Genomic DNA, 12,077 nt, shown 5'->3' on the forward strand with positions numbered 1-12,077 from the left:
CGTTTTCAGAGGCGCCCTTGGGCGCGCGCGATTAACAGCAATTGCTTGAAGCGTTATCAGTGCACGTCTTTCCAGTATTCACGCTTGAGCAGGTAGGCGAACACAAAGAAGAACGCCAGGTACAGCAAGACGTAAGTACCGATGCGCTGATGTTGCAGCTTAACCGGGTTAGCCGAGTAAGCCAGGAAGGTTACCAGATTCTTGACCTTCTCATCGAACTGCTCTTCGTTGAGGGTTCCGGTTTTCGGCACGATGGTCAACTGATCGCACGCTTCATGAGTCAGAGGCGTACCGGTCAGCGGGTCATATTGCTTCTTGCCGTCTTCGACGATCTGTACCTGTTTGCAACCCACGACCTGACGACCTTGCAGGCCGACCAGCACGTTAGGCATGCCGACGTTCGGGAAGACCTTGTTGTTCACGCCCCATGGACGTGCAGGATCTTCGTAGAACGACTTGAGGTAACCGTAAAGCCAGTCGGTGCCGCGAACACGAGCCACCAGCGTCAGGTCCGGCGGCGCGGCGCCGAACCAGGTCTTGGCGTCGGCCGGCTGCATGCCGATGTTCATGTGATCGCCGATCTTGGCGCCGGTGAACACCAGTTTTTCCAGCATCAGTTCGTGCGGAACGCCGAGGTCATCGGCCACACGCTCGTAACGCTGAAACTTAGCACTGTGGCAACCCATGCAATAGTTGGCGAAAGTACGCGCACCATCCTGCAAGGCAGCCTTGTCGGAAACGTCGATGTCGACCTTTTCCAGTTCCGGACCACCGTGTTCGGCCGCGAAAGACAGCACTGGCAGAGCAGCAAAAATCAGAGCAAAAAATAACTTTTTCATCAGCCAGTCACCCTTTCCGGAACCGGTTTGGTCTTCTCGAGCCTGGTGTAGAACGGCATCAGAATGAAGTAGGCGAAGTACAGGAAGGTGCAGACCTGCGACAGCAGCGTACGGCCTGGCGTCGGGGCCAGAACGCCCAGAATGCCGAGGATCACGAACGAAATGCAGAACACCACCAGCCAGATCTTGCTCATCCAGCCTTTGTAGCGCATCGACTTGACCGGGCTGCGGTCGAGCCACGGCAGGACGAACAGCACCGCAATCGCTGCACCCATGGCGATAACGCCCATGAGCTTGTCAGGGACCGCACGCAGGATTGCGTAGAACGGTGTGAAGTACCAGACCGGTGCAATGTGCTCAGGCGTCTTGAACGGGTTGGCTTGCTCGAAGTTAGGCTTTTCGAGGAAGTAACCGCCCATTTCCGGGAAGAAGAACACAATGAAGCAGAAGATGAACAGGAACACCACGACGCCGACGATATCTTTCACGGTGTAGTACGGGTGGAAGGCAATGCCGTCCAGCGGGATACCGTTTTCGTCTTTGTGCTTCTTGATGTCCACGCCGTCCGGGTTGTTCGAACCGACTTCGTGCAGCGCCAGGATGTGCAGCACCACCAGACCGAGAATCACGATCGGCAGCGCAACCACGTGCAGGGCGAAGAAGCGGTTCAGGGTGATCCCGGAAATCAGGTAGTCACCACGGATCCACTGGGTCAGGTCGTTGCCGATGACCGGGATCGCGCCGAACAGCGAGATGATCACCTGAGCACCCCAGTAGGACATCTGGCCCCACGGCAGCAGGTAACCCATGAAGGCTTCGGCCATCAGCGCCAGGTAGATCAGCATGCCGAAGACCCACACCAGCTCACGCGGTTTCTGGTACGAACCGTAGAGAAGGCCACGGAACATGTGCAGATAGACCACGATGAAGAACGCCGAAGCGCCGGTGGAGTGCAGCAGACGCAGGATCGAACCGTACTCGACATCGCGCATGATGTATTCGACGGAAGCGAACGCTTCTTCCGCCGACGGGGTGTAGCTCATGGTCAGCCAGACACCGGTGACGATCTGGTTGACCAGAACGAGCAGCGCCAGCGAGCCGAAGAAGTAGAAGAAGTTGAAGTTTTTTGGAGCGTAATACTTGCTGAGATGGTCTTCCCACATCTTGGTGGCGGGGAAGCGTGCATCAACCCAATCCATGAACTTGCTCATCACGCTTTCTCCGTATCGACGCCAATGACAATCAGGTCATCGGTCTCATAGGAATGCGGGGGTACTGGCAGGTTCAAAGGCGCAGGTTGCGACTTGTAGACGCGGCCAGCCAGATCGTAGTGGGAACCGTGGCAAGGGCAGAAATAGCCGCCTACCCAGTCTTTGCCCAGATCCGCGGGTGCCACTTCGGGACGGAAAGTCGGTGAGCAACCCAGGTGAGTGCAGATCCCGATCAACAGGAGGATTTCCGGCTTGATCGAACGCACTTCAGGGTCGACATAAGTGGGTTGCGTGGAGTTTTTGGAGGTCGGATCGGAGAGCTGGCCCTCGATCTTCTTGAGATTCCCCAGGATTTCCTCGGTACGGCGGACAATGAACACCGGCTGGCCGCGCCATTCAGCAATCATCTGCTGCCCTGGCTCGATTTTGCTGACATTCACTTTCACCGGTGCTCCGGCAGCCTTCGCCTTGGCACTGGGAAACCATGACCCCACGAACGGGACCGCAGCCCCCACCGCTCCTGCAGCACCCACCACGGATGTGGCTGCTACCAAGAAGCGACGCCGGCCTGCATTCACGCCGTCATTGCTCATTCAGTCCTCTCCCATCAGCTTTGTGGCCTGTTAAATCAGGCGTCTACTAAATTGAAACTATGTACTTATAAAAATTTTGCCGAATGGTAATGAAAACCCCCAATTCTGACAAGGTAATTACCCGGAGGGCTGGCCCTCAAGCCTTGTAGTATAGGGGGTCTACGAATGTGGCAAGTTGTCACAGCGCAATTATTCAAGAAATCGCACGCATAAAAAAACGCCCGGTTCCGTGAGGAATCGGGCGTTCTTTTTGAACGTGGAAGCGAAATTAACGCTTCGAGTACTGCGGACGCTTACGCGCTTTACGCAGACCAACTTTCTTACGTTCAACTTCACGGGCGTCGCGAGTAACGAAGCCAGCTTTGCGCAGAGCGCTACGCAGGGTTTCGTCGTAGTCCATCAGAGCGCGAGTGATGCCGTGGCGGATTGCGCCAGCTTGACCACTTACACCACCACCGATGACGGTGACGTAGATGTCGAACTTCTCGACAGTCTCAGTCAGTTCCAGCGGCTGACGAACTACCATGCGGGCAGTTTCGCGACCGAAGAACGTGTCCAGGGAGCGGTTGTTGATGGAGATGTTACCAGTACCCGGACGCAGGAAAACGCGTGCGGTTGCGGTCTTGCGACGGCCAGTGCCGTAATTTTGAGTCGCCGACATAATGAACTATTCCGTTAAATCTTCAGTTCTTGGGGCTGCTGAGCAGTATGAGGGTGTGCAGCGCCCGCATAGACTTTCAGCTTACGGTACATGTCGCGACCCAGTGGGTTTTTAGGCAGCATGCCTTTAACCGCGGTCTCGATCACGCGCTCAGGGGCCTTGGCGATCAGCTTTTCAAAGTTGATCGACTTGATGCCGCCCGGGAAACCGGAGTGGGAGTAGTACATTTTGTCAGTGGTTTTAGCACCGGTAACACGGATCTGCTCAGCGTTGATTACGACGATGTAGTCGCCGGTGTCAACGTGAGGAGTGTACTCAGGCTTGTGCTTGCCACGCAGACGGCTCGCGATTTCGGTGGCCAGACGACCCAGGGTCTGACCAGCAGCGTCGACGACAAACCAGTCGCGCTTTACTGTTTCCGGTTTAGCAGTAAAAGTTTTCATTCTTTATAGCCTCAGGGGCCGCCTGTAAATAAGACGGCGGATCTTACTGAATAGTGCGTACTTTGACAAGTCAAAGGCAGCCGGATACAGACGCTTTCGGGGGCTCGGGTCGGCGCGTCCGTTCAACGGCAAGATTCTTCGGCGGCGGCGCATCACTTCCACTGCAGAAAGAGGTCGGCAATTATGCAGATTGCGAAAAAAATTTCAACCTGCTTTTATGCTTGTTTTGCCCAAGGAGCACCCGATGGACTATCGCCAGCTAGGCCGTACCGACCTGAACGTGAGTGCAATCTGCCTCGGCACCATGACCTGGGGCGAGCAAAACACTGAAGCTGAAGCCTTCGCCCAGATCGAGCGGGCAAAAGAGGCCGGGATCAATTTCCTCGACACCGCCGAGATGTACCCGGTGCCGCCGAAAGCCGAAACCTACGCCACCACCGAGCGCTACATCGGCAATTACTTCAAGAGCCGTGGCGACCGCGCCGACTGGATCCTCGCCAGCAAGATCGCCGGCCCCGGCAACACCATCGACTACATCCGCGACAAGAACCTGCGCCACAACCGCCAGCACATCACCGAAGCCGTGGACGCCAGCCTCAAGCGCCTACAGACCGACTACATCGATCTGTATCAATTGCACTGGCCGGAGCGCAGCACCAACTTTTTCGGACAGCTGGGCTACAAGCACCAGACCGAAGCCAACCTGACGCCGCTCGAAGACACCCTTGAAGCGCTCGATGAGCAAGTGAAGGCCGGCAAGATCCGTCACATCGGCCTGTCCAACGAGACCCCGTGGGGCACCATGCGTTTTCTCGCCCTGGCCGAAGCCCGTGGCTGGCCGCGCGCCGTGTCAATCCAGAACCCGTACAACCTGCTCAACCGCAGCTTCGAGATCGGCCTGGCGGAAATCGCCATCCGTGAACAATGCGGTCTGCTCGCCTATTCGCCGCTCGCGTTCGGTTTCCTGTCGGGCAAGTACGAAGGTGGGGCGCGTCCGCCAAAAGGCCGCCTGAGCCTCTACAGCCGCTTCAGCCGCTATTTCAACCCGCAATCGGAAGCGGCGTGCAGCCGTTACGTGGCGCTGGCTCGTGAACACGGTCTGGATCCGGCGCAAATGGCTCTGGCCTTTGTGAACCAGCAACCGTTCGTCACCAGCAACATCATCGGGGCAACGACGCTGGAGCAACTGGACAGCAACATCGCCAGCTACGAGCTGAAACTGTCGAGGGAAGTGCTGGAAGGGATCGAAGCGATTCACAAGGATCATCCGAACCCTGCGCCGTAATCCAGGACGATGATCGTTCCCACGCTCTGCGTGGGAACGCATACCGCGACGCTCCCAAAGCGGACGCAGAGCGTCCATGGCGGCATTCCCACGCAGAGCGTGGGAACGATCACACTTTCGGATCAAAGCGACCGCGCAATGATCTCCTTCATGATTTCATTGGTGCCGGCATAGATCCGCTGCACCCGCGCATCCGCCCAGGCCCGGGCCACCGGGTATTCCCACATGAAACCGTAGCCGCCATGCAGCTGCACGCACTCGTCGAGCACCTTGCATTGCAGGTCGGTGCCCCAGTACTTGGCCATCGCCGCCGTCGGCACGTCCAGTTTGCCTTGCAGGTGCAGCTCCAGGCAGCGGTCGACGAACACCCGGCCGATCTGAATCTCGGTGGCCATTTCCGCCAGCTTGAAGCGGGTATTCTGGAAGTCGGCAATCGACTTGCCGAACGCCTTGCGGTCGCGGGTGTAATCCAGCGTCCATTGCAGCGCCGCCTCGGCTGAAGCCAGCCCGCCAATCGCCACGGTCAGACGCTCCTGCGGCAGTTCCTGCATCAGATAGGCAAACCCCGCCCCGGCCTGACCCAACAGGTTTTCCTTCGGCACGCGCACGTCCTGAAAGAACAATTCCGACGTGTCCTGAGCCTTCATTCCGACCTTCTCCAGGCGCTTGCCCTTGTCGAAGCCCGGCGTGTTCGCCTCCACCAGAAACAGGCTGGTGCCCTTGGCGCCAGCCTTGGGATCGGTCTTGGCGACGACGATCACCAGATCCGCCAGAAAGCCATTGGTGATAAAGGTTTTCGAACCGTTGATCACATATTCGTCGCCATCCAGCAGCGCCGTGGTCTTGACCCCTTGCAGGTCGGAACCGGCGCCCGGCTCGGTCATGGCGATCGCGGTGACCATCTCGCCGGAGACCAGCTTCGGCAGGTATTTCTGCTTCAGCGCCTCGCTGCCGTAATGCAGGATGTACGGCGCGACGATGTCCGAATGCAGTGAAAAACCGATACCGGTCAGCCCCAGCCGCCCTACTTCCTCGATGACCACCGCGCTGTAAAGAAAGTCCGCCCCCAACCCGCCGTATTCCTCCGGCAGGTGCGAGCAGAGCATCCCCGCCTCCCCCGCCTTGTTCCACAGTTTGCGGTCGATGTAGCCTTGTTTTTCCCATTGCCCATGGAACGGCACGGCCTCTTTTTCGAGGAATGTTCGTACGCTGTCGCGGAACAATTCGTGCTCGGAGCTGAACAAGGTTCTGGGAATCATGCGTCACCTTTTCTTTATTGTTGGAGGGATCAGACCTTCAGAGACTAAGCCGCGCTTCCGATACAGGACACTGGACACATCCGACAAAAAATAAGACGATCCAGCCGTCTGGTGACCACTTTCCCTTATAAAAACAAAAGTTGAATTATGTCCAAGCAAGTCTCCACGCCCTTGCGGCGCGTCAGCATCCTGGCGATCGACCGGGTTTTCGCTTCCACCCTCATGCAAGCCAAGGATTTCTTCCATCTGGCCAGCCTGCGTTACGGCAAACAACTGGGCCACGGCCTGACTCCGGCGTTCGAAACACGCCTGGTCAGCCCCGACGGTAAACCGGTTAACAGCTTCAGTGACGTGGTCATGCCGGTGGACGGCGGCCTGGAAAATGCCGATGTCATTATCCTCCCGGCGTTCTGGGACGATTTCGATACGCTGTGCCAACGTTATCCACAGATCCTGCCGTGGCTGCGCGAACAGCATGCCCGGGGCGCCGTGCTCTGCGGCGAGGCTACCGGGGTGTTCTGGCTGGCCGAGGCCGGTTTGCTCAACGGCAAGGAAGCGACCACCTACTGGCGCTTCTTCAACGCTTTCGCCGAGCGCTTCCCGCAGGTCTACCTCAATCAGGACAAGCACCTGACCGACGCCGACAACCTGTATTGCGCCGGCGGCACCACCTCAGCCTGCGATCTCTACATTTATCTGATCGAGCGCTTCTGCGGCGCCAATGTGGCCCAGGCGGTAGCTCGCGACATTCTCTATGAAGTGCAGCGCAGCTACGCACCGGGCCGCATCGGTTTCGGCGGCCAGAAACTGCATCAGGATGTGATCATCCTGCAGATCCAGCACTGGCTCGAAGAGCATTTCGCCGACAAGTTCCGCTTCGAAGACGTGGCCCGCGAACACGGCATGAGCATCCGCAACTTCATGCGCCGCTTCCAGACCGCCACCGGTGACAAGCCGCTGCACTATCTGCAACGGCTGCGCATCGAGACCGCCAAGGGCTTGCTCTCCGGTAGTCGCAAGAGCATCAAGACCATCAGCTACGAAGTCGGCTACGACGATGCGAGCTTCTTCGCACGGCTGTTCCGCCAGCACACCGAACTGTCGCCGAACCAGTACCGGCAGCAGTTCCAGCAAGCTGCCTGACGATTCGACCAGACACAAAAAAGGGCCTGCATCTGCAGGCCCTTTTTGTTTGCCGAATCCGCTTAAGGCTTGTGTGCCCGGGACAGGAACTCGTGGGATTGCATCTCCAGCAGACGGCTGAGGGTACGCTGGAACTCGAACGTCAGGCGTCCGCCGGTGTACAGGTCTTTCAACTCGACTTCGGCAGAAATGATCAGTTTGACGTTACGGTCGTAGAACTCGTCGACCATGTTGATGAAGCGGCGGGCGATGTCGTCGGTGGTGACGCTCATCTGCTCCACGCCACTGAGCAGCACGGCGTGGAAGATCTTGCCCAGTTCGATGTAGTCGTTCTGGCTGCGCGGGCCGTCGCACAGCTCGCGGAAGTCGAACCAGGCCACGTCATCGCAAGTACGCAGAGCGCGGATTTCGCGGTTTTCGATGATCAGCACATCGTTTTCCACGGCGGCCGTGCACTCCGGCGTCAGCGCGCGGAAGCTTTTGCGCAGGCTTTCGTGAGCGGCTTCGTCGAGCGGGAAGTGGAACAGTTCCGCTTGTTCGAGGTGACGCAGACGGTAGTCGACGCCGCTGTCGACGTTGACGATCTCGGTGTTCTGCTTGATCAGCGCGATGGCTGGCAGGAAGCGCGCGCGTTGCAGGCCGTCCTTGTACAGGCCGTCCGGCACGATGTTCGAAGTGGCGACCAGGGTCACGCCGTTCTTGAACAGCTCTTCCATCAGCGTGCCGAGGATCATGGCGTCGGTGATGTCGGAGACGAAGAATTCATCGAAGCAGATGACCCGTGATTCCGTCGCGAAGCGCTTGGCGATGATGGTCAGCGGGTTTTTCTCGCCGCCGAGGGTTTTCATCTCTTCGTGCACACGCTTCATGAAGCGGTGGAAGTGAGTGCGGGTCTTTTCCTTGAATGGCAGTGCTTCGAAGAAGGTGTCCACCAGGTAAGTCTTGCCGCGACCCACGCCGCCCCAGAAATACAGACCCTTGACCGGCGTCTGATCCTTTTTGCCAAACAGCTTGCCCAGCAAACCCGGCTTGTTCTGCTCGGCCGCGATCAGATCGTCGTACAGGCGTTGCAGATGACGAACGGCAGTTTCCTGCGCCGCATCATGGAAGAAGTCCGGGCGTTTCAGATCAGCTTGATATCGTTCTAGGGGCGTCATAATTCGTTAGCAAGGCAACAAAAACGGGCCGTCACTGTAGCGATGGCCCGTGGGAATGGCAATCGGCCCTTGGTCGGGCCGGCCCGTTGATTATTCCTGAACCGGTGTCAGAGCGATCCGCAGGGCCTCGACGGCCGCATCCCGCGCAGCCACGTCGGCGAACGCCGGGCTGTCGCCGACGCACTCGCCTTCCAGCCAGACGCTGAAGCTCAGGTCTTCGCTGCGTACATCCAGCGCCTGACCCGATTGCAGCTGCTTGGTCACCTGACCGGCGGTTTTACCGTCGGCGAAGTTACGCGACAGCAGCAATTGCTCGCCGTCGGCCGCCAGCAGACGGAAACGGAAGCTGCCGTCGTCTTCACGGAAGCTGACGAAACGTGCGGCTTTCGCGGCTTTCTTCTTGGTGGTCGCGGCCACCTGAACCTGATTGATGAAAGAACGCAGACCAACCGCTTCGCGCAGCTCGTTGAGGAACGGCGTCGCCACCGCACGGGCCTTCTTGGCGCCGTGTTGCAGGATGTCTTCCAGATCTGCCGGGCGTTCGATCAACTGGTGATAACGCTCGCGGGACTCGCCCAGTTCGTTATCCAGCAATTGGAACAGACGGTTCTTCGCCTCGCCCCAACCCAGACCACCCAGCAGTTCGCTGCGGAATTCGTCGGCCTGCGCCGGTGTGGAGAAAGCCTGGAACAGAGTGAACAGGTGCGAGTTGTCCGGATCTTTCGCTTCGCCCGGCGCGCGGGAGTCGGTAACGATGCGCGAAATCGCGTCCTTCATTTCCTTGGCGCTGGAGAACAGCGGGATGGTGTTGTCGTAGCTCTTGGACATCTTGCGACCGTCCAGGCCCGGCAACGTGGCCACGCTTTCCTCGATCAGCGCTTCGGGCATGGTGAAGAACTCCTTGCCCTGGCCGAACAGGTGGTTGAAGCGCTGGCCGATATCACGGGCCATTTCCACGTGCTGGATCTGGTCGCGACCGACCGGCACCTTGTGCGCGTTGAACATCAGAATGTCCGCCGCCATCAGCACCGGATAGCTGTACAAGCCCATGGTGATGCCGGCATCCGGGTCTTCGCCGGTCTCGACGTTCTTGTCCACCGAAGCCTTGTAGGCGTGGGCGCGGTTGAGCAGGCCCTTGGCGGCGACGCAGGTCAGCAACCAGGTCAGCTCGGGGATTTCCGGAATGTCGGACTGACGGTAGAAGGTCACGCGATCCACATCCAGGCCACCGGCCAGCCAGGTCGCGGCGATTTCCAGACGCGAGCGCTGGATGCGCAGCGGGTCATCGCACTTGATCAGGGCGTGATAGTCGGCCAGGAAGTAGAACGAGTCGGCATTGCTGTCGCGGCTGGCGAGAATCGCCGGGCGGATGGCGCCGGCGTAGTTGCCCAGGTGCGGGGTGCCGGTGGTGGTGATGCCGGTGAGGATGCGGGTACGGTTCGTCATGGGTAATCGCTTGTCAGACTGCAATCAATTCGAGAGACGCGGCAGGATCAGATCCTTGAGATCGGTCAGCTTGCCATGAAAAAAGTGTCCGCATTCTGCCACTTTCAGCAGCTCATGGGGGCGCTGGAGTTTGTCAGACCAGTCGTAGACCAGCTGCGGATCGATCACTTCGTCGGTTTCCGGCTGGATCACGGTCAGCTCGCCCTGCTGCGGCAGTTGATCCTGATCACCCAGACGCATCACCGCCGGCGCAACCATGAACAGGTGCTTGAGCGTGATGCCTTGGGCTTCGAGACGGCCGCCGAGACTTGCTGCAACAAATCCGCCGAAGGAGAAACCGAACAGGGTCAGCGGCAGATCCGGGTGTTTTTCCAGCAGCCATGCGGCAGCGGCCTGGGCGTCGTCGACTTCACCGGTGCCCATGTCATGGGAACCCTCGCTGGCACCGACGCCGCGATAGTTGAAGCGCAAGGTGATCAGGCCCGCGTCACGCGCGGTGCGCTGCAGGGTCGAGACGACCTTGTTGAGCATGGTGCCGCCCTGCACCGGGTTCGGGTGGCAGATCAGCGCGATGCCGCGTGGCTGCTCATTGTCCAGATACAAAGACTCAAGTTGACCCACCGGGCCATCAATCACTACAGGGGTTTCACGCATCAGCAAGGAAGGAACTCCGTGACCTCGAATCGGGTCGACTCGTCTAGCAAATTGTCTGTGCCAGTCTATTGCGAGTGAATCGCGGTATACAGCGCAGGTTCGAGCCGTTAACGTAAAGCAAAGCCGTTTATAGAGGAAGGACTCGTGGAACACTCGCTCTTAGTTTGGTTGTTACCGACTCTTGCCCTGGTTGTGGGTGTCGCCATTGGTTTCCTGATCGCTCGCGTTGCGCCGAACGCCGCGCCCAGCCGCACGCAGCGTCAACTGGATGATATTCAGGAACGTTTCGACAGTTATCAGAACGAAGTGGTGACCCACTTCAACAGCACCGCCAATCTGGTCAAGAAACTGACCCAGAGTTATCAGGAAGTGCAGGACCACCTCGCCGAGGGCGCCAACCGCCTGGCCCTGGACGAGCAGACCCGTCAACGCTTGCTCGCCTCGCTGCACGCCGACGCGGCACAGGCTCCACGGGAACGCCTGACGCCACCACGGGATCAGGAACCGCCGCGTGACTACGCGCCGAAGACCCCGAACTCGCCGGGCATGCTCGACGAGCATTACGGCCTGAAGAAGTAATCAGCCTTCGCGCCAACAAAAAGCCCCCAGACAATCACTTGTCCGGGGGCTTTTTTGTACCTGACGGTTACGGGTACTGCTGAACCGTACCCGGCTGTTGCTGGCCACCGTACTGCTGGCCAGGGATGGCCTTGAGGTTAACCTCGACGCGGCGGTTCTGCGCGCGGCCATTGACGTCGCCATTGCTGGCAATCGGATTATCCGGACCGGCACCGCGAGCACTCAGGTTGGCACCGCTGACGCCTTGCGAAGTCAGGTAGGTCGCCACGCTCTGCGCACGACGCTGGGACAGGTCCATGTTGTGCTGACGGCTGCCGGTGCTGTCGGTGTAACCGACGATTTCGATCTGGTTCTGGTTGAACTCTTTGAGCGAGTTGGCCAGGTTGTTCAGCGGCTGATAGAAGCTGGAAGCGATGTTCGCCGAATCGGTGGCGAAGGTGATGTTGCCCGGCATGATCAGCTTGATCTGATCGCCCTGACGCTGCACTTCAACCCCGGTGTTGGCCATGCTGGCGCGCAGTTTTTTCTCCTGCTGGTCGGCGTAGTAGCCGTAACCGGCGGCCGAGGCACCGACGACGGCTGCGCCGATCAGCGCACCCTTGCCGCGGTTGTTGTGGTCGATGGCGGCACCGGCCAGCGCGCCGGCCAGCGCACCGAGCCCACCGTACTTGGCGGTTTTGCTCATGCCCTGGGAGCCACCGTCGGCCTGACCCTGATTGTCATACGGGTTGGGCGAGGCGCAGCCGGACAAGACGGCCACGGCAGTAGCGACAATAATCAAACGACGCGTGGTGAACATGGAGTGCT

At 59.0% G+C, this 12,077-nt stretch carries 13 protein-coding genes; 3 read left to right on the plus strand and 10 right to left on the minus strand.

Annotation, left to right across the window (positions count from 1 at the left end):
- Window positions 1-56: 56 nt before the first annotated feature.
- From CAF90_RS13870 to rplM, 5 genes are all read right to left on the minus strand, one after another.
- Complete coding sequence (locus CAF90_RS13870) at window positions 57-839, minus strand: cytochrome c1 (protein ID WP_007956790.1); 783 nt, start codon at window positions 837-839, stop codon at window positions 57-59.
- Window positions 839-2,050, minus strand: coding sequence for a cytochrome bc complex cytochrome b subunit (locus CAF90_RS13875; protein WP_007956792.1), 1,212 nt, complete (start codon window positions 2,048-2,050; stop codon window positions 839-841). Before CAF90_RS13875 ends, CAF90_RS13870 begins: the two co-directional genes overlap by 1 nt.
- A complete protein-coding gene (gene petA / locus CAF90_RS13880; RefSeq protein ID WP_007917031.1) occupies window positions 2,050-2,643 on the minus strand; it encodes a ubiquinol-cytochrome c reductase iron-sulfur subunit in 594 nt (197 codons plus the stop codon). Before petA ends, CAF90_RS13875 begins: the two co-directional genes overlap by 1 nt.
- A gap of 268 nt (window positions 2,644-2,911) precedes the next feature.
- Window positions 2,912-3,304 carry a 30S ribosomal protein S9 gene (gene rpsI / locus CAF90_RS13885; RefSeq protein ID WP_007956794.1) on the minus strand — a complete coding sequence of 131 codons (393 nt, stop codon included), beginning with the start codon at window positions 3,302-3,304 and terminating at the stop codon, window positions 2,912-2,914.
- Between the two features lie 14 nt (window positions 3,305-3,318).
- Window positions 3,319-3,747, minus strand: coding sequence for a 50S ribosomal protein L13 (gene rplM / locus CAF90_RS13890; protein WP_003228062.1), 429 nt, complete (start codon window positions 3,745-3,747; stop codon window positions 3,319-3,321).
- 244 nt (window positions 3,748-3,991) lie between these two features.
- Here rplM and CAF90_RS13895 point away from each other — a divergent pair, with 244 nt between their 5' ends.
- Window positions 3,992-5,032 carry an NADP(H)-dependent aldo-keto reductase gene (locus CAF90_RS13895; protein WP_085606928.1) on the plus strand — a complete coding sequence of 347 codons (1,041 nt, stop codon included), beginning with the start codon at window positions 3,992-3,994 and terminating at the stop codon, window positions 5,030-5,032.
- A gap of 122 nt (window positions 5,033-5,154) precedes the next feature.
- Here CAF90_RS13895 and CAF90_RS13900 read toward each other — a convergent pair whose 3' ends face one another.
- Window positions 5,155-6,291 carry an acyl-CoA dehydrogenase family protein gene (locus CAF90_RS13900; protein ID WP_085606930.1) on the minus strand — a complete coding sequence of 379 codons (1,137 nt, stop codon included), beginning with the start codon at window positions 6,289-6,291 and terminating at the stop codon, window positions 5,155-5,157.
- A 246-nt stretch (window positions 6,292-6,537) separates the two neighbouring features.
- On the opposite strand from CAF90_RS13900, the gene CAF90_RS13905 reads away from it, so the two are divergent.
- Window positions 6,538-7,434, plus strand: coding sequence for a GlxA family transcriptional regulator (locus CAF90_RS13905; protein ID WP_170929381.1), 897 nt, complete (start codon window positions 6,538-6,540; stop codon window positions 7,432-7,434).
- 62 nt (window positions 7,435-7,496) lie between these two features.
- On the opposite strand, the gene zapE is transcribed toward CAF90_RS13905, so the two are convergent.
- From zapE to CAF90_RS13920, 3 genes are all read right to left on the minus strand, one after another.
- Window positions 7,497-8,591 carry a cell division protein ZapE gene (gene zapE, locus CAF90_RS13910; RefSeq protein ID WP_085606932.1) on the minus strand — a complete coding sequence of 365 codons (1,095 nt, stop codon included), beginning with the start codon at window positions 8,589-8,591 and terminating at the stop codon, window positions 7,497-7,499.
- 90 nt (window positions 8,592-8,681) lie between these two features.
- Window positions 8,682-10,037, minus strand: a complete 1,356-nt coding sequence (locus CAF90_RS13915) for a tryptophan--tRNA ligase (RefSeq protein ID WP_085606934.1) — start codon at window positions 10,035-10,037, stop codon at window positions 8,682-8,684.
- A 24-nt stretch (window positions 10,038-10,061) separates the two neighbouring features.
- Window positions 10,062-10,691 carry an alpha/beta hydrolase gene (locus tag CAF90_RS13920; RefSeq protein ID WP_085607037.1) on the minus strand — a complete coding sequence of 210 codons (630 nt, stop codon included), beginning with the start codon at window positions 10,689-10,691 and terminating at the stop codon, window positions 10,062-10,064.
- A 144-nt stretch (window positions 10,692-10,835) separates the two neighbouring features.
- On the opposite strand from CAF90_RS13920, the gene CAF90_RS13925 reads away from it, so the two are divergent.
- Window positions 10,836-11,270: a YhcB family protein gene (locus tag CAF90_RS13925; protein ID WP_007956803.1), complete on the plus strand. Its 435-nt coding sequence runs from the start codon at window positions 10,836-10,838 to the stop codon at window positions 11,268-11,270.
- A gap of 67 nt (window positions 11,271-11,337) precedes the next feature.
- Here the strand turns inward: CAF90_RS13925 and CAF90_RS13930 are convergent, their stop codons facing one another.
- Window positions 11,338-12,069 carry an OmpA family lipoprotein gene (locus CAF90_RS13930; RefSeq protein WP_007956806.1) on the minus strand — a complete coding sequence of 244 codons (732 nt, stop codon included), beginning with the start codon at window positions 12,067-12,069 and terminating at the stop codon, window positions 11,338-11,340.
- Between the last annotated feature and the right edge of the window lie 8 nt (window positions 12,070-12,077).

It is taken from the genome of Pseudomonas sp. B37(2017) (genome assembly GCF_002112885.1).
In the GTDB taxonomy this organism is placed as follows: Bacteria; Pseudomonadota; Gammaproteobacteria; order Pseudomonadales; family Pseudomonadaceae; genus Aquipseudomonas; species Aquipseudomonas paraglycinae.

What these genes read in the sequence shown, in the direction of transcription:
- CAF90_RS13900 (WP_085606930.1), bottom strand. Translation starts at nt 6,291, where the DNA reads ATGATTCCCAGAACCTTGTTCAGCTCCGAGCACGAATTGTTCCGCGAC.
- petA (WP_007917031.1), bottom strand. Translation starts at nt 2,643, where the DNA reads ATGAGCAATGACGGCGTGAATGCAGGCCGGCGTCGCTTCTTGGTAGCA.
- CAF90_RS13930 (WP_007956806.1), bottom strand. Translation starts at nt 12,069, where the DNA reads ATGTTCACCACGCGTCGTTTGATTATTGTCGCTACTGCCGTGGCCGTC.
- rpsI (WP_007956794.1), bottom strand. Translation starts at nt 3,304, where the DNA reads ATGTCGGCGACTCAAAATTACGGCACTGGCCGTCGCAAGACCGCAACC.
- CAF90_RS13870 (WP_007956790.1), bottom strand. Translation starts at nt 839, where the DNA reads ATGAAAAAGTTATTTTTTGCTCTGATTTTTGCTGCTCTGCCAGTGCTG.
- rplM (WP_003228062.1), bottom strand. Translation starts at nt 3,747, where the DNA reads ATGAAAACTTTTACTGCTAAACCGGAAACAGTAAAGCGCGACTGGTTT.
- zapE (WP_085606932.1), bottom strand. Translation starts at nt 8,591, where the DNA reads ATGACGCCCCTAGAACGATATCAAGCTGATCTGAAACGCCCGGACTTC.
- CAF90_RS13915 (WP_085606934.1), bottom strand. Translation starts at nt 10,037, where the DNA reads ATGACGAACCGTACCCGCATCCTCACCGGCATCACCACCACCGGCACC.
- CAF90_RS13875 (WP_007956792.1), bottom strand. Translation starts at nt 2,050, where the DNA reads ATGAGCAAGTTCATGGATTGGGTTGATGCACGCTTCCCCGCCACCAAG.
- CAF90_RS13895 (WP_085606928.1), top strand. Translation starts at nt 3,992, where the DNA reads ATGGACTATCGCCAGCTAGGCCGTACCGACCTGAACGTGAGTGCAATC.
- CAF90_RS13920 (WP_085607037.1), bottom strand. Translation starts at nt 10,691, where the DNA reads ATGCGTGAAACCCCTGTAGTGATTGATGGCCCGGTGGGTCAACTTGAG.